Origin of the sequence: Streptomyces sp. Y2F8-2 (assembly GCF_014905555.1) — a bacterium.
Lineage (GTDB): Bacteria > Actinomycetota > Actinomycetes > Streptomycetales > Streptomycetaceae > Streptomyces > Streptomyces cynarae.
The window spans coordinates 380004-398396 of record NZ_BNGS01000003.1; the positions used below are offsets into that span (position 1 = coordinate 380004).

The 18393-nt window shown below is 72.3% G+C and carries 16 protein-coding genes; 11 read left to right on the forward strand and 5 right to left on the reverse strand.

What is annotated here, in order from left to right:
* Positions 1–197: 197 nt before the first annotated feature.
* Positions 198–512 (forward strand): hypothetical protein, encoded by a 315-nt coding sequence (locus SY2F82_RS11750; protein ID WP_236041422.1) that lies wholly within the window; start codon positions 198–200, stop codon positions 510–512.
* Between the two features lie 34 nt (positions 513–546).
* Here SY2F82_RS11750 and SY2F82_RS11755 read toward each other — a convergent pair whose 3' ends face one another.
* Complete coding sequence (locus tag SY2F82_RS11755; RefSeq protein WP_200418942.1) at positions 547–1431, reverse strand: hypothetical protein; 885 nt, start codon at positions 1429–1431, stop codon at positions 547–549.
* 318 nt (positions 1432–1749) lie between these two features.
* On the opposite strand from SY2F82_RS11755, the gene SY2F82_RS11760 reads away from it, so the two are divergent.
* The 4 genes from SY2F82_RS11760 to SY2F82_RS11775 all read left to right on the forward strand — a co-directional run bounded on the left by SY2F82_RS11760 (position 1750) and on the right by SY2F82_RS11775 (position 5359).
* The gene (locus SY2F82_RS11760; protein WP_200418943.1) at positions 1750–2352 is read left to right on the forward strand and encodes an RNA polymerase sigma factor; all 603 of its coding nucleotides are present in this window, start codon (positions 1750–1752) and stop codon (positions 2350–2352) included.
* Between the two features lie 90 nt (positions 2353–2442).
* Positions 2443–3207 carry a hypothetical protein gene (locus SY2F82_RS11765; RefSeq protein WP_200418944.1) on the forward strand — a complete coding sequence of 255 codons (765 nt, stop codon included), beginning with the start codon at positions 2443–2445 and terminating at the stop codon, positions 3205–3207.
* 407 nt (positions 3208–3614) lie between these two features.
* Entirely contained in the window at positions 3615–4289 is a 675-nt protein-coding gene (locus tag SY2F82_RS11770; protein WP_200418945.1) for an RNA polymerase sigma factor, read from the forward strand.
* Positions 4289–5359 carry a hypothetical protein gene (locus tag SY2F82_RS11775; protein WP_200418946.1) on the forward strand — a complete coding sequence of 357 codons (1071 nt, stop codon included), beginning with the start codon at positions 4289–4291 and terminating at the stop codon, positions 5357–5359. Before SY2F82_RS11770 ends, SY2F82_RS11775 begins: the two co-directional genes overlap by 1 nt.
* A gap of 221 nt (positions 5360–5580) precedes the next feature.
* Here the strand turns inward: SY2F82_RS11775 and SY2F82_RS11780 are convergent, their stop codons facing one another.
* Entirely contained in the window at positions 5581–6429 is an 849-nt protein-coding gene (locus SY2F82_RS11780) for a L,D-transpeptidase family protein (RefSeq protein WP_236041361.1), read from the reverse strand.
* Between the two features lie 240 nt (positions 6430–6669).
* Between SY2F82_RS11780 and SY2F82_RS11785 the strand changes: the two genes are divergently transcribed.
* The gene (locus tag SY2F82_RS11785) at positions 6670–8250 is read left to right on the forward strand and encodes a methylmalonyl-CoA mutase (protein ID WP_200418947.1); all 1581 of its coding nucleotides are present in this window, start codon (positions 6670–6672) and stop codon (positions 8248–8250) included.
* A 51-nt stretch (positions 8251–8301) separates the two neighbouring features.
* Entirely contained in the window at positions 8302–8961 is a 660-nt protein-coding gene (gene leuE, locus SY2F82_RS11790; RefSeq protein ID WP_200418948.1) for a leucine efflux protein LeuE, read from the forward strand.
* A gap of 138 nt (positions 8962–9099) precedes the next feature.
* Here leuE and SY2F82_RS11795 read toward each other — a convergent pair whose 3' ends face one another.
* From SY2F82_RS11795 to SY2F82_RS11805, 3 genes are all read right to left on the reverse strand, one after another.
* A complete protein-coding gene (locus SY2F82_RS11795; protein ID WP_200418949.1) occupies positions 9100–10023 on the reverse strand; it encodes a class I SAM-dependent methyltransferase in 924 nt (307 codons plus the stop codon).
* A 210-nt stretch (positions 10024–10233) separates the two neighbouring features.
* Positions 10234–11574, reverse strand: coding sequence for an alpha-2,8-polysialyltransferase family protein (locus SY2F82_RS11800; protein ID WP_200418950.1), 1341 nt, complete (start codon positions 11572–11574; stop codon positions 10234–10236).
* On the reverse strand, positions 11571–12548 hold the full coding sequence (locus SY2F82_RS11805) for a glycosyltransferase family 2 protein (protein WP_200418951.1): 978 nt from the start codon (positions 12546–12548) through the stop codon (positions 11571–11573). The genes SY2F82_RS11800 and SY2F82_RS11805 overlap by 4 nt, the downstream gene beginning before the upstream one ends.
* A gap of 198 nt (positions 12549–12746) precedes the next feature.
* Here SY2F82_RS11805 and SY2F82_RS11810 point away from each other — a divergent pair, with 198 nt between their 5' ends.
* The 4 genes from SY2F82_RS11810 (at position 12747) to SY2F82_RS11825 (ending at position 17888) form a co-directional block, all read left to right on the forward strand.
* The gene (locus SY2F82_RS11810) at positions 12747–14120 is read left to right on the forward strand and encodes a DUF6716 putative glycosyltransferase (RefSeq protein ID WP_200418952.1); all 1374 of its coding nucleotides are present in this window, start codon (positions 12747–12749) and stop codon (positions 14118–14120) included.
* Positions 14121–14143: 23 nt separating this feature from the next.
* A complete protein-coding gene (locus SY2F82_RS11815; RefSeq protein ID WP_200418953.1) occupies positions 14144–15418 on the forward strand; it encodes an acylneuraminate cytidylyltransferase in 1275 nt (424 codons plus the stop codon).
* A gap of 14 nt (positions 15419–15432) precedes the next feature.
* Entirely contained in the window at positions 15433–16371 is a 939-nt protein-coding gene (locus tag SY2F82_RS11820; RefSeq protein WP_200418954.1) for an N-acetylneuraminate synthase family protein, read from the forward strand.
* A gap of 434 nt (positions 16372–16805) precedes the next feature.
* Positions 16806–17888, forward strand: a complete 1083-nt coding sequence (locus tag SY2F82_RS11825) for a hypothetical protein (RefSeq protein WP_374707159.1) — start codon at positions 16806–16808, stop codon at positions 17886–17888.
* Positions 17889–18393: the final 505 nt, after the last annotated feature.

Sequence of the window (18393 nt, forward strand, 5' to 3'; positions counted from 1 at the left end):
AACCCCTTCCGCTGCAAGGATCCTGTGACCGTCCTGTGGCGCGGTGGGGCGGTCCTGCGCCGGTGTCGGGGACCCCCTCCGAACGGCGTGACGCGACGGCGGTGGAGCGCGCTCTTCCGGGTGTGAACGCAACTGAGGTGACCAGGCCCCACGCCGCCACGAAGCCCGTCCGTTGGGCCGCCGACGCCGTCACGGCCATGCGCGAGGGCGCCCGGCTGCGGCTCGACTACTCGGCGCAGAGCCTGTGGCGTGTGGACCGGATGATCGAGGAGATGGGCCGTCAGGGCGCGCCGTACGCCGCCGTGGAGACCGCGCTGCGCGGCTTCGGGGCGTACGCGGGCGAGGTGGTGGTCCGGCTGACCGGCGGGGAGTGGTGGTCGTCCGGCGGCGACCACTGGGTGCGCACACCCGACGGCCGCCTTTGGGACCCCATCGACGAGGCCCGCCGCTGCTACCACGGCGACGGCTCGCTGCGGCTGCTGTGCCGGGACGCGACGAGCGGAACGGCTTGAGGGTCCGCCGTGGCCGCCACGGCCGGCCGGGGTTTCACCCGAGGCCCGTCGGGAGGGTGATGGTCCCCGTGAACCCGCCTTCCGTGCGCTCGGTCACGTCCTGGCCGTAACGCATCGTCTGTCCGCCGTAGGGGATGAGGAAGGTGCACCGGAAACGGTGGGACCTGATGCGATACGTGGCGGAGTCGAGGGAGAGCACCTCCTCGACGCGCTCCACCAGGATCTGACTCTCGGGCGCCCTGACGCCGGCCGCGCGCACCTGCTCAAGGGTCGGCGTGAGTTCGCGTACCGCCTGCTTCACGACGCCCCGGTCCCGTACGGCGGGGAGTTTCACCGACGACACCTCGGCCCGCAGTTCGACCGCACTGCCCGACTTCACGACCGAGACGCCGTCGCCCGACTCCTCCCGGGCGTAGTTCCCGAACGCCGTGAGCGCGGCGACCGGGTCCTCCACCAGGTTCGCGATCTTCGGATCCGACAGCGGGCCGCTCTTCCACCGTGCCCCGGCCGCGCCCTTCCTGACGTACCCTGTCCCGTCGACGACGTAGACCTCTTCCGGCTTGGCGACGCCCTTGACGTACGTCGCTCCCGTGGAGTGCAGCGCCACGGGGCTCTGCGTGCGCCGTAGCGTGGCCGTGTACGTGGCGGTGCTCTGCTGTCCCTGCGACGCCAGGCCCTCGTTCCCCTTCACGGCGAACGTCCAGCCCTTCTGCCCGGACATCGCTTCCCCCGCCCGGGCGAGGAACTCCTCGGGTGTCCGTGGTGCGGCGGGTGCCGCCTTCGGCCTGGCGCCGACGTCCGCGGCGGGTGACTCCGCCGGGGCTCCGGTTTCGCCGCTCCCGGCGCACCCGGCCAGGGACAACGAGAGCAGGGACACAGCGGGAACCGCCAGCGCGGCAACGGCGGAACGGGGTCTCACGCGCGCACTCCTTCACGATCGGAAGTCGCCCGGTTGTACAGGAGGTGGAACCGTCGACGCCACCGCACGGGCAAACGGGACAAAGGGCGCGTCGGGCGTGTACGGGAGTTCACGCCGGGCGTGTACGGGAGTTCGGCGTTCGGCACGGCATGGACGCGGGGACGGGAAAATGTCGTGCGCGCCGGCCGGCGCCGCTCGGGCGGACCGGGCGGTCGGCTGCCGTCTGACGGACTGTGACACTTCTGTGAGCCCTGACGCTGATGATCGTGGGTGTTACACACAAACCCGCCGCGAACTCGGCATGGGGCGAGGACAGTCTTGGGTCAGGGAGGGGAACCGCGCCGCGTACACCCGTACGACGCGGAGCTGGGCGCTGCGGTCGCGCGGGCTCAGCAGGGGGATGAAGCCGCCTTCGCGGTGGCGTACCGGATCGTGCAGCCGGGGCTGGTCGGGTATCTGCGTGGTCTCGTCGCGGACGAGGCGGAGGACGTGGCGTCCGACGCCTGGCTGGAGATCGCCCGGGACCTGGGCCGGTTCAAGGGCGACGGGGCGGGCTTCCGCGGCTGGACGGCGACCATCGCCCGGCACCGCGCGCTCGACCACCTGCGCCGCCGGCGCATACGGCCCAGATCGTCGGGGCTGGAACAGGAGGCCCTCGAACTGCCGGGTGCCCACAACACCCATGACCAGGCGCTGGAGTCCATCTCCACCGAGCACGCCCTGGACCTCGTCCGCGGGCTGCCGCGCGACCAGGCCGAGGCTGTGCTGTTGCGTGTGGTCGTCGGCCTGGACGGCCCCGCCGCCGCCCGCGTCCTCGGCAAGCGGCCCGGTGCGGTGCGCACCGCGGCTCATCGGGGGTTGAAGCGTCTGGCCCGCAGGCTGCGCGTGGAAGGCGCGGGAGACGGGGGGTGTGACGGATGACGGCCCCGGGACGCTGGGTGAGTCGAAGTGAGCGGCGGCGCCGGCGGACACGACGACCGGGCCGGCCGCCGGGCAGAGATGGGTGCGGACATGGGTGAACGGGGCAGCGACGGCCGGGTCTTCGGCCGTCGGCGCGTGCAGCCCCGCGGTACCGCGTCCGCCTCCGCGGACGCGGCCGGGAGCGCAGCGCTGGAGGCTCTGCTCGCCGCCGCGCTGCGCGTCGGCGCCCTTGACGCCGAGGCCGAACAAAGGGCGGTGGCCGCGTTCCGAGCCGTCCGGGACGCCGGCGCGCCCCAGGCGCGGACCCGGCGCCGCGACGACTGGCGGCCGCTCGGGCACCGGCGTGTGCGGTCGTCGGTGAAGGCCACGGTCTGCCTGTTTCTCGCGGGACTGACCCTGGGCGGAGTCGCGTTCGCGGCGATCGGCCCGGGCGGCTCCTTCGACGGCGGGGACGGGGGCGGTCACGGGCGGCGGCAGCCGTCGCCGGGCGCTTCGGACCGGTGGAGCGGGGCGCCGGATTCGGCGACGTCCCATGGGCCGGACACCTCCGTCTCCCCCGACCGGCCGGACACCGCCCAGGACACCGAAGCCCACTGCCGCGCCTACGAGCAGCTGAGGAACCGTGGCAACGCCATCGGCTCGACGGCATGGCAGCGGCTCGTCGAGGCCGCCGGCGGTGAGCAGCATGTCGCCGCCTACTGCGCCGAGCAGTTGGCACAGGACGCCGGAAAACCGGGCAAGTCGGGTGAATCCGGCAAGGCAGGGAAGGCGAGCAGGGGTCCTGCGGCTTCCAGCACTCCCGAGCCTGGGGAACAGGCCGAAAAGGCCGACAAGGCCCGCGGGAAGAACAAGTAGTCAGGCGCCCCCACCCCGGCTCCCGGGTGGCCGTGCGCGCGTTGCCCGGGCGGCGGGCCGACGCCGCGAAGCAACGGCCGGGGCCGCCACCCCCCACAGGAGAGGCCCCGGCCGTCGCGCGGTACGGGCCGCGCGGCGGCCCGTCACTCTCTACAGCGCCGTGGATGCGTTTTCTGTCACACCTCGCCGCGTCACGGGTTGGTTGCACGTTGTACGGGCGTGGACGAAGAGCGGTTTCACGCCGTAACGTGCCTTTCGCGCCGACCGCGACGATCAGCAATAACGGGTGATGCAACCGCCGCAGACCACGAGCGGCCTGAAGACCACAGGCAGGACGAGGAATCACGACGGCGAGAGCCCGGCGCGCGCGAGCGGTGCCGGATCAGGCGCACAGAGGGGCAGTTCGGGTGCTGGGGGACGACGCGGAGCTGACGGCCGCGGTACTTGCGGCACGGGAGGGGGACGAGACCGCTTTCCGTACTGTGTACCGCGCGGTGCATCCACGGCTGCTCGGCTATGTGCGCACGCTGGTCGGGGACCCGGACGCGGAGGACGTCACGTCCGAGGCCTGGCTGCAGATCGCCCGTGACCTGGACCGGTTCAGCGGCGACGCCGACCGGTTCCGCGGCTGGGCGGCCCGTATCGCCCGCAACCGCGCCCTCGACCACATACGGATGCGCGGCCGCCGCCCCGCGATCGGCGGCGACGAGACGGAACTGACCGGCAAGCCCGCCGAGTCGGACACGGCCGTGGAGGCCATCGAGGCCCTGGCGACCGACCGCACACTGTCCCTCATCGCCCAGCTTCCGCAGGACCAGGCGGAGGCCGTGGTGCTGCGGGTGGTCGTGGGTCTCGACGCCAAGACCGCCGCCGAGACCCTCGGCAAGCGCCCGGGAGCCGTCCGCACGGCGGCGCACCGCGGTCTGAAGCGGCTCGCGGAGCTGCTCGATGTGAACCCTGACACGGATCCGGAATCGGCTGGCGCGCTCGGCGCCATGCCTCCCCAGCGGGACGCGCACAGACGTGCGGTGTCGTCCGCCGGTGTGACGCATACGCGTTCGCGGACGCAGAAGGACATGTGATGGCCGACGAGCAGGACAGGTGGCTGGACAGGGACGCGGCGGAGCGTCTGCTGCGCGGAGAGCCCCCGGCCCCCGTCGACGCCGATGCGCGCGCCCGCGCCGAACGGCTCGCCGAAGCACTCGCCGCTCTGGCCGCCACACCCTCTTCGACCAGCGGTGAACTCCCGGGCGAGGAGGCCGCGGTGGCCGCGTTCCGGGCCGCCCGCGCGGCCCGGAACGAACCGGCGGCCCTACCCCAAGCTCTCGACTTCGCTCGAGTCGTGGGGACCCCCACCGCCGACGCCGGACTCGTCCGTCTCGGCCGTCCCGAGGCGGGTGGGCGGCGGGCCCGCCGGTGGCGCACGGTGCGCTTCGGACTGGCCGCCACGGTGGCCGCCGGGATGATCGGCGGGGTCGCGGTGGCGGCGGGAACCGGAGTGCTGCCGACACCGTTCCGCGACGAGCCGGGACCTGCCGCGTCCGTGTCGCCCGCCCTGACGTCCCCTCAGCCCTCAGCCACTGAGACGCTTGGCGCGCCAGGAACCGGAGGCCCTTCGTCCGCGACGCCGGGCGGCACGACGGGTGCGCCCGGACGGGACGGCTCCTCGAGCGAGGAGGCACTCGACGGCTCCACCGGGACCGGCCGGCCCGGCGACGCCGGCAACCGCGCCGCGGGCCGGACCGGTGACCGCTGGACCGAGGTGCGCTCGTCCTGCCGTGACATGGCCGGCGGCAAGCTCCTCGGCCCCGAGCGGCTGCGCGACCTGGCGGACGCGGCGGGCGGCAGCGGCCGGGTGAAGGCGTACTGCAAGGGCGTCCTCGGCGGCCGCGACGAGGGTTCCGGCCGCGACGGGAGCGGCAGCGGCGACGGGAAAGGGAACAGCGGCGACAAAGGGAACACCGGTGGGAACGGGAACACCGGCGGCGACGGCGACGGCGACCACGGCGGCAACAGCGGTGACGGCGAAGGCCACATAGCGCCGGTCGCCCCTGCGCCGACCGCACCCCGCGGTCTGGTCGGGCCCGTCCCGACGCACACGGCGTCCCCGCGCCCGACGTACAGCGCGCTGGGCTCCGCCGAGAACTACTGAGCGCTCGCCGTGCCGCGCTGACCTGCGCCTTCGCTTCTCCTGAAAAATTCTTCGCCGGGGGTGTGACACTTTCGGCCGCCGTGGCGCAGTACTGAGTGAGCCGACTGGTCATCGGCCGTCGCACGGAGCCGGGGTTCCCCCCGTACCCACGGCTCGTGCACCGGCGCGGGCGGGACACGTTCCCCCGGTCCCGCCCGCGCCCCACATCCTCCTTCCGGCGCCTACCAGTGGACGACGACCTTGTCGCCGACCCGCACCTGGGCGAACAGCGCCGCGATCGCCGACTCGTCCCGTACGTTCACACATCCGTGCGAGCCCCCGGCGTAGCCGCGCGCCGCGAAGTCGTAGGAGTAGTGCACCGCCTGACCGCCGCTGAAGAACATCGCGTACGGCATCGGCGAGTGGTAGAGCGTGGACACGTGGTCGCGTGACTTCCAGTAGACGCGGAACACACCCTCGCGGGTGGGGGTGTACTCCGTGCCGAAGCGCACCGCCATCGTCGAGAGCGTCCGTCCGTCCACCATCCAGCGCAACGTGCGGCTCGTCTTGTCGACGCACAGCACCCGGCCCGTCATACAGCGCCGGTCCGGGGCCCCGGCCGGCTGCCCGCCCATCAGATACAGCTCCCATGTGCCGGGCTCGTGCGTCATGGCCAGCAACCGCTGCCAGGTGGCCGAGTCGACCTCACCCGTTCGGGGCAATCCGCGCTTGCCCTGGAAACCCCTGACGGCGTTCTCGGTCAGGTCGTCGTACGTCCCCGTCGGGCCGTCGAACAGCCAGTCGACCTGGCGCAGCCGGGCCTGGAGCTCGCGCACCCCGCGACCCGAGTCGCCGCGCCGCCACAGCGTGGCGGGCGAGGGCTTCGGGGTGGGCGCGACGGTGCTCGGCGCGCCGTCCCCGGACGCTGTGCGCCCGGCGCCGGACGGGGTGCGCGGGACCTCGATGTGCACCGGTGAGCGGTTCCCGCCGTCCCCGCCACCCGCCTCCCCCGGCTGCGCCGTGCAGCCGGCGGCCGCGAGGAGCACGGCGGCCCCGGCGACGAGCGACTTCCCCATGCCCCTGGTACGCATACCGCCCCCCCGCCGTCCCACCGGACGCCTCTGTCCGATCGCATCTCCTCAGATGTTCCCCGCGCGTGACCGACGGCGAACCAGGGGGCATGGTTGTGAGCAAGGTCCCAGCGTGCGGCAATTCCACCGCGCGCAGGGCCGCCGCTACAGTCCGTCGCGAGGGTCGTCTGTACTGGCGAGTAATGAAGCCAGGCCACCAAGCCGAGTACGAAGCAACGAAGCAACGCGGAGGCACACACCATGGCGCGCGAGTCGGAGTCCGGACTGCCCATCGAGCCGGTGTACGGGCCGGGCGCCCTCGAGGGCTGGGATCCGGCGGAGAAGCTGGGCGAGCCGGGGGCGTACCCCTTCACGCGCGGCGTGTACCCGACGATGTACACCGGCCGTCCGTGGACGATGCGCCAGTACGCGGGCTTCGGCACGGCGACCGAGTCGAACGCCCGGTACAAGCAGCTGATCGCGAACGGCACCATGGGCCTGTCGGTCGCCTTCGACCTGCCCACCCAGATGGGCCACGACTCCGACGCCCCGATCGCGCACGGCGAGGTCGGCAAGGTGGGCGTGGCGATCGACTCGGTCGACGACATGCGGGTGCTGTTCGGCGGAATCCCGCTGGACAAGGTGTCCACGTCGATGACGATCAACGCCCCGGCCGCGCTGCTGCTGCTCCTGTACCAGCTGGTGGCGGAGGAGCAGGGCGTGTCCGCCGACCAGCTGACGGGCACGATCCAGAACGACGTCCTGAAGGAGTACATCGCCCGCGGGACGTACATCTTCCCGCCCAAGCCGTCCCTGCGGCTGATCGCGGACATCTTCAAGTACTGCAAGGCCGAGATCCCCAAGTGGAACACGATCTCGATCTCCGGCTACCACATGGCGGAGGCGGGCGCGTCTCCCGCGCAGGAGATCGCGTTCACGCTCGCCGACGGCATCGAGTACGTGCGCACGGCCGTCGCGGCCGGGATGGACGTGGACGACTTCGCGCCGCGCCTGTCGTTCTTCTTCGTGGCGCGGACGACGATCCTGGAGGAGGTCGCCAAGTTCCGCGCGGCCCGCCGGATCTGGGCGCGGGTGATGAAGGACGAGTTCGGCGCGAAGAACCCGAAGTCGATGATGCTGCGCTTCCACACCCAGACGGCGGGCGTGCAGCTGACGGCCCAGCAGCCCGAGGTGAACCTCGTCCGGGTCGCCGTCCAGGGCCTCGCGGCCGTGCTCGGCGGCACCCAGTCGCTGCACACCAACTCCTTCGACGAGGCGATCGCCCTGCCGACCGACAAGAGCGCGCGTCTGGCACTGCGCACCCAGCAGGTGCTGGCCTACGAGACGGACGTGACGGCGACGGTCGACCCCTTCGCGGGCTCCTACGTCATCGAGAAGATGACCGACGAGGTCGAGACGGCGGCGCTGGAGCTGATGGAGAAGGTCGAGGACCTCGGCGGCGCGGTGGCGGCGATCGAACGGGGCTTCCAGAAGAACGAGATCGAGCGCAACGCCTACCGCATCGCCCAGGAGACCGACTCCGGCGAGCGGGTCGTGGTCGGCGTCAACCGCTTCCAGCTCGACGAGGAGGAGCCGTACGAGCCGCTGCGCGTCGACCCCGCGATCGAGGCCCAGCAGGCCGAACGCCTCGCCAAGCTCCGCGCGGAACGCGACCAGCCGGCGGTGGACGCGGCCCTGAAGGAGCTGAAGAAGGCGGCCGAGGGCACGGACAACGTCCTGTACCCGATGAAGGACGCCCTGAAGGCCCGCGCGACGGTGGGCGAGGTGTGCAACGCGCTGCGGGAGGTGTGGGGGACGTACGTGCCGTCGGACGTCTTCTGACCGTCGTACCGGCAGGGTGGAGTGTCGTACCCCCGTGCGACACTCCTTGCCATGTTCGGCGTCATCGATCTCCCCACCTACCTGGCAGGGCTCGTCCTCATCGTCCTGCTGCCCGGGCCCAACTCCCTGTACGTGCTGTCCGTCGCCGCCCGGCGCGGGGTGCGCGCCGGGTACACCGCCGCGGCGGGCGTGTGGTGCGGGGACACCGTGCTGATGACGCTGTCGGCCGCCGGGGTCGCCTCGCTGCTCCAGGCGAACGCCGTGCTGTTCGGAATCGTGAAGTACGCCGGCGCCGGATATCTCAGCTGGCTGGCGGTCGGAATGCTGCGCGCCGCCGTCGGGATGTGGCGTGCGCGGCGGGAGAAGGCCGTCGAGGACACGCCCGCCGCCGTTCCCGCCGCCCCCGCCGAGGAGCGGCCCTACCGCCGCGCCCTCGTCATCAGCCTGTTCAACCCGAAGGCGATCCTGTTCTTCGTCGCCTTCTTCGTGCAGTTCGTCGACCCGGGATACGCCTACCCCGCGCTGTCCTTCGTCGTCCTCGGCGCCTTCGCCCAGCTCGCCAGCTTTCTCTACCTCAGCGCCCTGATATTCAGCGGCACCCGCCTCGCGGCGGCCTTCCGGCGGCGCAAGCGGCTGTCGGCGGGGGCCACCTCGGCCGTGGGCCTGCTGTTCCTCGGGTTCGCGGTGAAGCTGTCGCTGGCGAGCGCGTAGCCCGTCACCGTCAGTTCGTGACGTCCGGCCGGTCCTCGGGCAGGTCGCCACGCGACAGGACGCAGGCCGGCTGCACCGGGCCGGGGCGGCGGCCCCGGCCCGGGTGAACGCGGACGGCACCGGGCGTGAACGCGCCGCTCAGCGGTTGCGGGCCTTGCGGATCGCGCGGGTGACCACCGGCGGGAGCAGATCCGCGGCGAGCTTACGGGTGCGGCTGCGCGGGACCGCGGGACGCTTCGGCGGGTCCGCGGGCCGCCGGGTGGGCTGCGCGGGGATCGCGGCCGCAGGGGCCTCGGGGGTGTCCGCGTGCCGCGACGGCGGGAACGGCGGTGCCTGCATGCCCTTGGACTTGAGGCGGACGATGCGGTGGCCGGCGGCCTGCTGGACGCTCAGGTGGCAGTCCTCGCGCCCCTGCACCATCGCCAGCAGCTCTTCCTGGACGGGCTCGGGATCGCCCCAGGTCCCGTACAGCTTCTGCGTGCTCAGACAGATCGGGCGCAGGCCCCTGTTCAGCACCGCCTCCCAGGCGGCGACCGAGACACCGGGGGTGTGCTCCGAGCGGAAGTCGTCCAGGACGACGATTCCGCCGGGCAGCAGCAGGTCGTGGGCCGCTCCTATGTCGCCGTGGACGTGCTCGTACAGGTGCGAGCCGTCGATGTGGACGAACCGGCAGGAGCGCGGCGGCACCGCGTCGGGCACCATGGAGCTCGGTCCCTGAAGGACGCGGGGCAGCGCGTCGTGGAAGGAGAGGTAGTTCTCCTCGAAGGCCTGCCGGGTCAGGGCGCTGTACGACTTCGTCGACTCCGCCCGGTTGGCGTCGTCCGGTGCGTCGCCCCCGAAGAGGTCGCACACCGTGAACCTCTCGCCGTCCCTCAGATGCCGGCCGAGGAAGATCGCACTCTTGCCCATGTACACCCCGACCTCCAGCAGGTCTCCGCGCATCCCGGCGGATTCCTGCCGGTCGAGGAACCAGTTGAAGAGCGTCTGGTCGAGGACGGGGAACCAGCCGGGGACGTCATCGAGCCGGCGGGGCGGTGGAGCCGTTTCTGCTGTGGCGACCATGAGGACAGGGCACTCCCTTGAGCGGACGGAAACGGTGCGAGAGCTGCCCAGCATCTGCCCGGCAGGGGTCATCCGAACGGGCGGCGAGGTGAACAGCGGGCCAATTCCTGTGAGCCGACTGAGGGATGGGGCTTCGAGGGTGCCGCCGTGAGACGGCCCGCCCCCGCCGAAGGGCCGGACGGGGACGGTGCGGTGCCGTGCCGCGGGGGCTCAGGGCCGGGCGGCGCGCCGGCGCCTGAGGGCCCGGGCCCGGCGGGCGACCCTGCGGACGGTGGCGTTGCGCGGGATGAACGCCAGCTGGACGGGGATCCCGCCGGGCAGCGCCAGCGAGGTCAGGCGCCGGCGCTTGAAGTACCGCCAGGTGCGCGGGCTCAGGTGCTCGGTGAGATAACGCTCGGCGTGCGCCCGCAGATCCGGGTAGATCTTCGGCTGCATCGCGAAGCCCACGGCCCGCACGAGCGCGTCGAGGTCCTCGACCTCCATGCCCCGGCGCTGGTCCTCGACCGCCTTGCGGGCCGTCAGCTCGGGCAGCAGCGCGTCGACGATCGTGACCGGGACGCGGTTGCTGTTCTCGTACGGTGTCAGGCGCTCCAGCAGGGTCTCGGTGCCGATACGGGCGACCGGGAGGCCGTAGAACGCGGACGCGGTGAGCAGCGCGGTGGAGAAGCAGCCGACGACCAGGGCCGGACGCATGCGCTGGTACAGCACCTCGGCGAGCACCGGGGTGTCGAGCACCGTCAGGTCGGCGCCCAGCCTCTCGGCCTCCTTCTCCAGCGCGCGCGACCAGCGGGCCGGAGCCGAGGGGTGCGGCTTGAACACCACCCGGGTGTGCCCGAGCGCGACGGCGCCCTTCAGCATCCGTACGTGGAGGTTCTCCTCCTCCACGGCGGTGAGTATGTCGAGCGCCGAGAGGTACTGGCCGAGCAGCAGCGCGGGGGCCTGAACGGCGGGCAGCGCGTCGCCGGTGTCCTCGAGTTCCGCGAGCACCTTGGAGAACGCGTCCGTCGGCACGATCTCCAGCTCGACGCCGAACTCGGTCAGCAGCAGCGGCTTCAGGCCGGGGACCAGGTCCAGGTGCAGCAGCCGGTCCACGCGGGTGCCGACCAGCGGGTCGATCTTGTTGCGGGTGGGGCCGTAGCTCATCAGGCCGTCCGCGTAGACGGTGACGGGCGCGCCGGTGAAGATCTGGCAGACGCCGAGCGCCGGGTTGACCTGGATGGACTCGACGGCCAGCTCGATGTCGTCGTCGCCGAGGTTCCACAGGAGCCGCAGGTGCCGTTCCCACAGCGGGACGTCGTCCAGGCGCGGGGCCCAGCCGCCCGGGTGGAAGGGGTGGATGGTCTCGTTCCAGGAGATGACTTCGTCGAAGCGGCCGCGCAGCCGCTCGAAGCCGGGCATCTCGTCCAGACCGGGCGTGGTCTCGGGCGTCGCCGCGTTGTTGGACACGAGCAGGATGCGCCGGTCGGCGGGCGCGAAGCACTCGCTGTCCAGCGCCGCGGCCAGGGTCGCGGTGCCGTACAGCGTCGACGCCAGGAAGATCTGCGTCGTCACGCGGCCACCCCCGCGGAGGCGGGACGGCGGCGCAGCCGGCGCAGGCGCGAGGCCCGCTCGATGTCCATGGAGTCCAGGGCGTCGTCGAGCACGTCCTGCGGCATGCGCCGCAGTGCGACAGCACTCATCGACTTCAGTTTCCGTGCCACCGGCGGCTCGAACCTTTCGATGGATCCCAGATGGTGGGAAATGATCGCGCAGTAGGTGCGCACGGCCTTGGGGAGCAGTTTGTCGGCATCCTGGTCCCCGGCGGTCTCCGCCACGACCTGGTCGAACGCGCGGATGAAGTCCAGTTGCCGCACATCCCCGATCTGCGTGAGCGAGGAGGCGACACCGCGCCGGTAGTAGACGCCCATGAGGCTCACCGCGGCGAAGGATTCCGCCTCCCGGTGCAGCTTCCAGATCCAGGGCCGGTCCTCGGCGGTGCGCAGGCCGTCGGTGAAGTGCAGCAGACCGCGGTCGACGAGGCGGCGGTGGTATGCACCCGCCCAGGCGTACGCGTAGTCGACGGAGGTGGAGCGGTCGGCGGGCAGGATGGCGTCGCGCGGGTTCATCACCACCCCGCGCCGGCCGTGCGGCACCCGGTGGATGGCGCGCGCCCGCCCGGTGCACTGGACGTGGTCGGTGCGCACGAAGTCGCAGCCCAACTCCTCGATGGCGGCGACCAGTTTGGGATAGTAGCCGGGGGCGAGCCAGTCGTCCCCGTCGAGGAACGTGAGGTACTCGCCGCGTGCCGTGTCGATCCCGGTGTTGCGTGCGGTCGCCAGCCCCCCGTTCTTCTCGTGCCGCACCACCACCGCGCCTGGCAGCTCTCGCTCCGCACGCGCGAGGATGTCCGGTGTCTCGTCGCGCGAGCAATCGTCGACGAGAATGAATTCGAAGTCCTCGCGCGCGTTCGCACGCAGGCTCTTCAGGGTGTCGGGCGCGTATTGCTGCACGTTGTAGAACGGCACGATGACGGAGAGCTTGACCACGCCTGTGACGGTAGGCGGCGGCCCGGCATTCGTCTTGACCGGCGGTTTGATGCGGAGTGAACGACGCGTGGCGGAATAGTGAACCCAGTTGTTTCCTGGCGGTTTCACCGACTGATTCGCTGTCCGTCGCCGCGCTGTTAACCCTTTGTTGTATTCCGCTTCGGCCGCGCCTCGAAATCCCTTCCTAGCGTCTTCGTCGTGCCAGCAAGTACTGCAAGGCGTCTGCGGGTCGCCGTCCTAGCCGATTCCGACACCCGGTGGAAATGGGGTGCGCTCACCGCTGCCCGCATTTCACCGACGGAATTCGCGGAGACCACCGAATCGACGGAAACATCCGATAAAACAGCCGATTCGGACATCCGGCTCGACGGTTTCCTCCTGCGGGGCCGTGCCACCCCCACCGCCCGCCAGCTCAGGGAGGTCGGCGTCCGCGCGGACTCGCTCCGCGAGGTCACCGCCGTCGAATTCCTGCGCGAGATGACGCAGGAGACGTACGACGTCCTCGTGCTCGCACTCGTCGGCGGCGGCGTCCAGGCGATGCTGCACGGTCTCGCCCACGCCTGGCAGGGACGCCCCGAGCGGCCCGTGGTGGTCACCGGCTACGTCGGTGTCGTCTACGAGAAGCTCGCCGACGGCCTGCTGCTGCGGCACGGCGCGGACCTGGTCCTCGCCAACTCCCGCCAGGACGCCGAGCGTTTCAGGGCCGTCCTCGAGGGGGTGGGCGCCGACGCCTCGTCGGTGACCGAGGTCGCGCTGCCCTTCCTCGGCGGCGCCCCCTACGAGAAGAAGGACCCCTACACGGTCGTCTTCGCCGCCCAGCCCTCCGTCCCTGAGACCCGCAAGGACCGTGCGTACCTGCTGGACCGGCTCGTCCGGCACGCGCGCCGCCACCCCGAGCGCGAGGTGCTGCTCAAGCTGCGCTCCAAGCCGGGCGAGCACACCACCCACATCGAGGAACTGCCCTACCAGAAGCTGGCCCGGCGGCACGACCTGCCGGCCAACTTCCGCCTGGTCTACGGGAACATGGGCGAGGTCCTCGACCACACCGACCTGCTGGTCACGGTCAGCTCGACAGCCGCCCTGGAGTCCCTGCACCGCCGTATCCCCACCGTCGTCCTCACCGACCTCGGGGTGCGGGAGGCGCTCGGCAACCACCACTTCGTGGGTTCGGGCTGCCTCGCCTCCTGGGACCAGCTCGACGCCGGGCACGAGCCGACACCCGATGCCGAGTGGGTGGCCCGGCAGGGCGTCGCTGCCGGGGGTTCCCCCTCTGGGGGAGATTCGTACGCCACCGCCTTCGACGAGGCCCGCAAGCGTATCGGCGAGCTGCTGACCACCGGCGGACTCCCGCCGCTCAAGCCCTACTACACCCCTGTCACCGCGCCCGGCTATCTGCCCGGCGTCCTCGCCCGCCACCACCTCGCCCCGGACGGCAGCCCGTTGCCGGGCGCGCCCGCCTCCGACCAGGCGCCCGGACCCGTACGCCGGATCGTCCGCCGTGCGGCGCGTGGCGCGTACCGGCACGGGGTGCAGCGGGTGGCGCCCGTCATCCGGCGGATGGGTGAGCTGTGACCTCTCTTCAAGGAGTGGACCCCATGCCCAACCCGGAAGCGGGCCGAGGCGCTTCGGTGCGCCGGGTGCTCGCAGTGATCCCCGCGCGCGGCGGCTCCAAGGGCGTGCCCGCGAAGAACCTCGCCCCCGTCGGCGGTGTGCCGCTGGTGGCGCGCGCGGTGCGCGAGTGCCTCGCGGCCCGCCTGGTGACGGACGTCGTGGTGTCCACCGACGACCAGGCCATCGCCGCGACCGCGCGCCAGGCCGGCGCCGAGGTCGTGCTGCGGCCGGCCGCCATCGCCGGTGACACGGCCACCTCGGAGGCCGCCGTCCTGCACGCCATGGCCGCCCACGAGGCCCTGCACGGCGCGTCCGTCGACGTCGTCCTGCTCGTGCAGTGCACCAGCCCGTTCATCGTCCGCGAGGACATCGACGGGGTGGCGGGCGCGATCGTCGAGAACGGCGCGGACACCGCGGTGACCGTGGCCCCCTTCCACGGCTTCATCTGGCGAGACCACGAGGACGCGGCGGACGAGGTCGCCGCCGGTACCCGCGCGGAGGCCGACGCGGCCGTCGGCGGCGGCTACGGCGTCAACCACGACAAGTCCTTCCGCCCGCGCCGCCAGGACCGCCCCCAGGACCTGCTGGAGACCGGCGCCGCCTACGCGATGGACGCGGCCGGCTTCCGCGAGCACCAGCACCGCTTCTTCGGCCGTACGGAGCTGGTGCGGACGGACCCGGCGCGGGTCCTGGAGATCGACGACCCGCACGACCTGGCGCGGGCACGGGCTCTGGCGCCCCTCTTCGACGCGGACCTGCCCGGTTCGCTGCCCACTGCTGATGACGTCGACGCGGTCGTACTGGACTTCGACGGCACCCAGACCGACGACCGGGTGCTGATCGACGCCGATGGAAAGGAGTTCGTCTCCGTGCACCGCGGGGACGGACTCGGCATCGCGGCCCTGCGCAAGAGCGGGCTGAAGATGCTGATCCTCTCCACGGAAGTGAACCCGGTCGTCGCCGCACGGGCCCGGAAGCTCAAGATCCCGGTCCTGCACGGCATCGACCGGAAGGACCTCGCGCTGAAGCAGTGGTGCGAGGAGCAGGGCATCGCGCCCGAGCGCGTGCTCTACGTCGGCAACGACGTCAACGACCTCCCGTGCCTCGCCCTCGTCGGCTGGCCCGTGGCGGTCGCGAGCGCCCACGACGTGGTACGCGGCGCCGCCCGTGCGGTCACCACCGTCCCCGGTGGCGACGGCGCGATCCGAGAGATCGCCAGCTGGATCCTCGGCCCCTCTCTCGATTCCCTCCACACGTAAGGACAGTTCCTGCCATGAGCACCAACTCCCGTCTGCGCACGTTCGGTTCCCGCGAGGTCGGCCCGGGCAAGCCCGTCTACATCTGCGGCGAGATCGGCATCAACCACAACGGTGAGCTGGAGAACGCCTTCAAGCTGATCGACGTGGCCGTCGAGGCCGGCTGCGACGCCGTGAAGTTCCAGAAGCGCACCCCTGAGATCTGCACCCCGCGCGACCAGTGGGACATCGAGCGCGACACCCCGTGGGGCCGGATGACCTACATCGACTACCGCCACCGCGTGGAGTTCGGCGAGGACGAGTACCGCCGGATCGACGAGTACTGCGCGGAGAAGGGCATCCACTGGTTCGCGTCCCCGTGGGACACCGAGGCGGTCGCCTTCCTGGAGAAGTTCGACCTCCCCGCCCACAAGGTCGCCTCCGCGTCCCTCACCGACGACGAGCTGCTGCGCGCCCTGCGCGCGACCGGCCGCACGATCATCCTGTCCACGGGCATGTCGACCCCGAGGCAGATCCGCCACGCGGTGGAGGTGCTCGGCAGCGACAACATCCTCATGTGCCACGCCACCTCGACCTACCCGGCGAAGGCCGAGGAGCTCAACCTCCGCGTGATCAACACGCTGGAGAAGGAGTACCCGAACGTCCCGATCGGCTACTCCGGCCACGAGACCGGCCTGCAGACCACGCTGGCCGCGGTCGCCCTCGGCGCGGTGTTCGTCGAGCGCCACATCACCCTCGACCGCGCCATGTGGGGCTCCGACCAGGCGGCCTCCGTCGAGCCCCAGGGCCTCACGCGCCTGGTGCGCGACATCCGCACCATCGAGGCGGCACTGGGCGACGGTGTGAAGAAGGTCTACGACTCCGAGCTCGGCCCGATGAAGAAGCTGCGCCGCGTCACCGGCGTCGTCGCCGAGGCGGAGATCGCCGTGGCCGCCGGCGAGCCGGCGGCGGTCTGAGCGCCTTACGGAACGGTCGTACACCGATGAGCCCCCGCGCCGGATCCGCCGGCCACCGCCGTTCCACGCTGGCCTTCGTCGAGAGCCCGGTACAGCTCCTGAACGTGCTGGAGTGGGCCCACGCGCACGCCCTGGGCACCGCGGGGGGCGCCGTGCCCGGGCGCGCGGCGGCGGTCCCGGCGCAGGGGCGCCGGCGGCCAGGGGTGATTCCCGCGCAGGGGGGCCGGGGGGCTGGAGCGGGGCGTACGGCGGGGGACGGGGCGGGGCCGCGCGGTACGGCGCCGGGGGACGGGACGGGGCCGCGCGGTACGGCGCCGGGGGACGGGACGGGGCCGCGCGGTACGGCGCCGGGGGACGGGACGGGGCCGCGCGGTACGGCGCCGGGGGACGGGACGGGGCCGCGCGGTACGACGGGGGACGGCGCGGGCGCGGGGGTGGACGGTGCGGTGCCGCGGGACGGGGGTGCGGCGGACGGTACGGCGCCGGGGGACGGGGGCGCGGCGGACGGTACGGCGCAGGAGGGGCTCACCCTGGTGGTGCTGGCGCCCACCGACCCGATGACCCGGGGCCAGCTGCGCCGCATGGCGGAACTGGCCCGTGACGAGGGGTACGAGGTCCGCTGGGAGGAGGCCCGGGGCGGGGTCCTGGCGCCCTTCCAGACCATCGGCGGCCTCACCCCGCTGCTGCGCCGGGCGCGCCGGGTGGTGATGGGGGACCCGTTCTCCCGCTACGTCCAGCTGCTGCTGACCATCACCGGGGCCCGGGAGCTGGTGGTGGTGGACGACGGCACCGCGACCATGGAGTTCGTCGCCCAGCTCGCCCGCGGTGAACGCCTGGTGCGCTGGCACCGCAAGGGCGGCCGCCGGAGCCCCCGGGACCTGCTGTTCGCACCGGTGTCGTCCTCGGCGCGCCGCAGACTGACCCCGGGTACCCGGCACACCGTGGAGATCTTCTCCTCCATGCCGATCGAGGAGGCCCCGGCCGGGGCCACGATCACGCCGAACGACTTCGCCTGGACCCGGGCCCGCTTCGGCCCGCCACGCCTGACCAAGGGCGCGGACCTGGTCGGCACCTCCCTCGTCGAGACGGGCGTGGTGGACGGCGAGCGCTATCTGGAGGCGGTGCGGTCCCTCGCCACCGCTCACGGGGCGACCCGCTACTTCGCCCACCGCAGGGAGAGCCCCGTGAAACTCCACAAGCTGGCGGTGGAGACGGGCCTGGAGGTGGTCCGGCCGGACCTGCCCCTGGAACTGATCGCCCGCCGCGGCCCCGTCGGCCGTACGATCCTCAGCTTCCCCTCCACGGTCGTCCACACCCTGCCGCTGGCCCTCGTCGGCACGGAGGTCCGCGTCGCGGTGTGCGACATCGACCCTGCCTGGCTCACGGACCACGCCTCGCCCCGGGCGCAGGGCTTCCTGTCCGGGGTGACGGACACGGCGCGGGACGTGGACCGGGTGTCGTCGGCGACGGGGGGACCGGACGTGGCGGCCGCCGAGCAGGACGTGGCGGCGGGATAGACCGCCGACCGGGCCGGAGCCCCGCCAGATCGTCGGGCATGCGGTCGGCGCAGTCCGGGGCCATCGCGTCGCACGACACGCGGGTGCTCCGTAGGAAGTCCGGTTCCTCGGCGTTTCACGGTTCACGCGGGTGACGCCACCCGCGCGGGCGCACGGGCAGAAGGCTGCTTTCAAGCGTTCACCACTTCGCCATGTGAGGCCGCGCACGGGCTGGGGAGTCGTAGGGGAGGTGACGCTTCTGCGACGGGAAGGCGGCGTGCCGTGGTATCCGTGGTGTACGGGAATCGCTCGGAACCCTTCGAGCGTTCACGTAACGGGACGCCCGTACACGGAAGCGGTCCCGTCCTGGGATCACCGGGCGCCTCCCACGGCGCCGGGACGCCGTCGCGGTCACCTCCGCGGCCCCGTTCCCGCCCCCGGCGCGATCCCGTCGCCCGGAAAGCCGGGCGAGTTTACCCATCCCCACAGCCGACCATGCGGCGTGCGGCCAGATTTTTCTCCCCTG

Excerpts from the sequence above, each read along its gene's own strand:
- SY2F82_RS11750 (WP_236041422.1), top strand. The coding sequence starts at position 198 with ATGCGCGAGGGCGCCCGGCTGCGGCTCGACTACTCGGCGCAGAGCCTG.
- SY2F82_RS11765 (WP_200418944.1), top strand. The coding sequence starts at position 2,443 with ATGGGTGAACGGGGCAGCGACGGCCGGGTCTTCGGCCGTCGGCGCGTG.
- SY2F82_RS11775 (WP_200418946.1), top strand. The coding sequence starts at position 4,289 with ATGGCCGACGAGCAGGACAGGTGGCTGGACAGGGACGCGGCGGAGCGT.
- SY2F82_RS11780 (WP_236041361.1), bottom strand. The coding sequence starts at position 6,429 with ATGCGTACCAGGGGCATGGGGAAGTCGCTCGTCGCCGGGGCCGCCGTG.
- SY2F82_RS11785 (WP_200418947.1), top strand. The coding sequence starts at position 6,670 with ATGGCGCGCGAGTCGGAGTCCGGACTGCCCATCGAGCCGGTGTACGGG.
- leuE (WP_200418948.1), top strand. The coding sequence starts at position 8,302 with ATGTTCGGCGTCATCGATCTCCCCACCTACCTGGCAGGGCTCGTCCTC.
- SY2F82_RS11795 (WP_200418949.1), bottom strand. The coding sequence starts at position 10,023 with ATGGTCGCCACAGCAGAAACGGCTCCACCGCCCCGCCGGCTCGATGAC.
- SY2F82_RS11815 (WP_200418953.1), top strand. The coding sequence starts at position 14,144 with ATGCCCAACCCGGAAGCGGGCCGAGGCGCTTCGGTGCGCCGGGTGCTC.
- SY2F82_RS11820 (WP_200418954.1), top strand. The coding sequence starts at position 15,433 with ATGAGCACCAACTCCCGTCTGCGCACGTTCGGTTCCCGCGAGGTCGGC.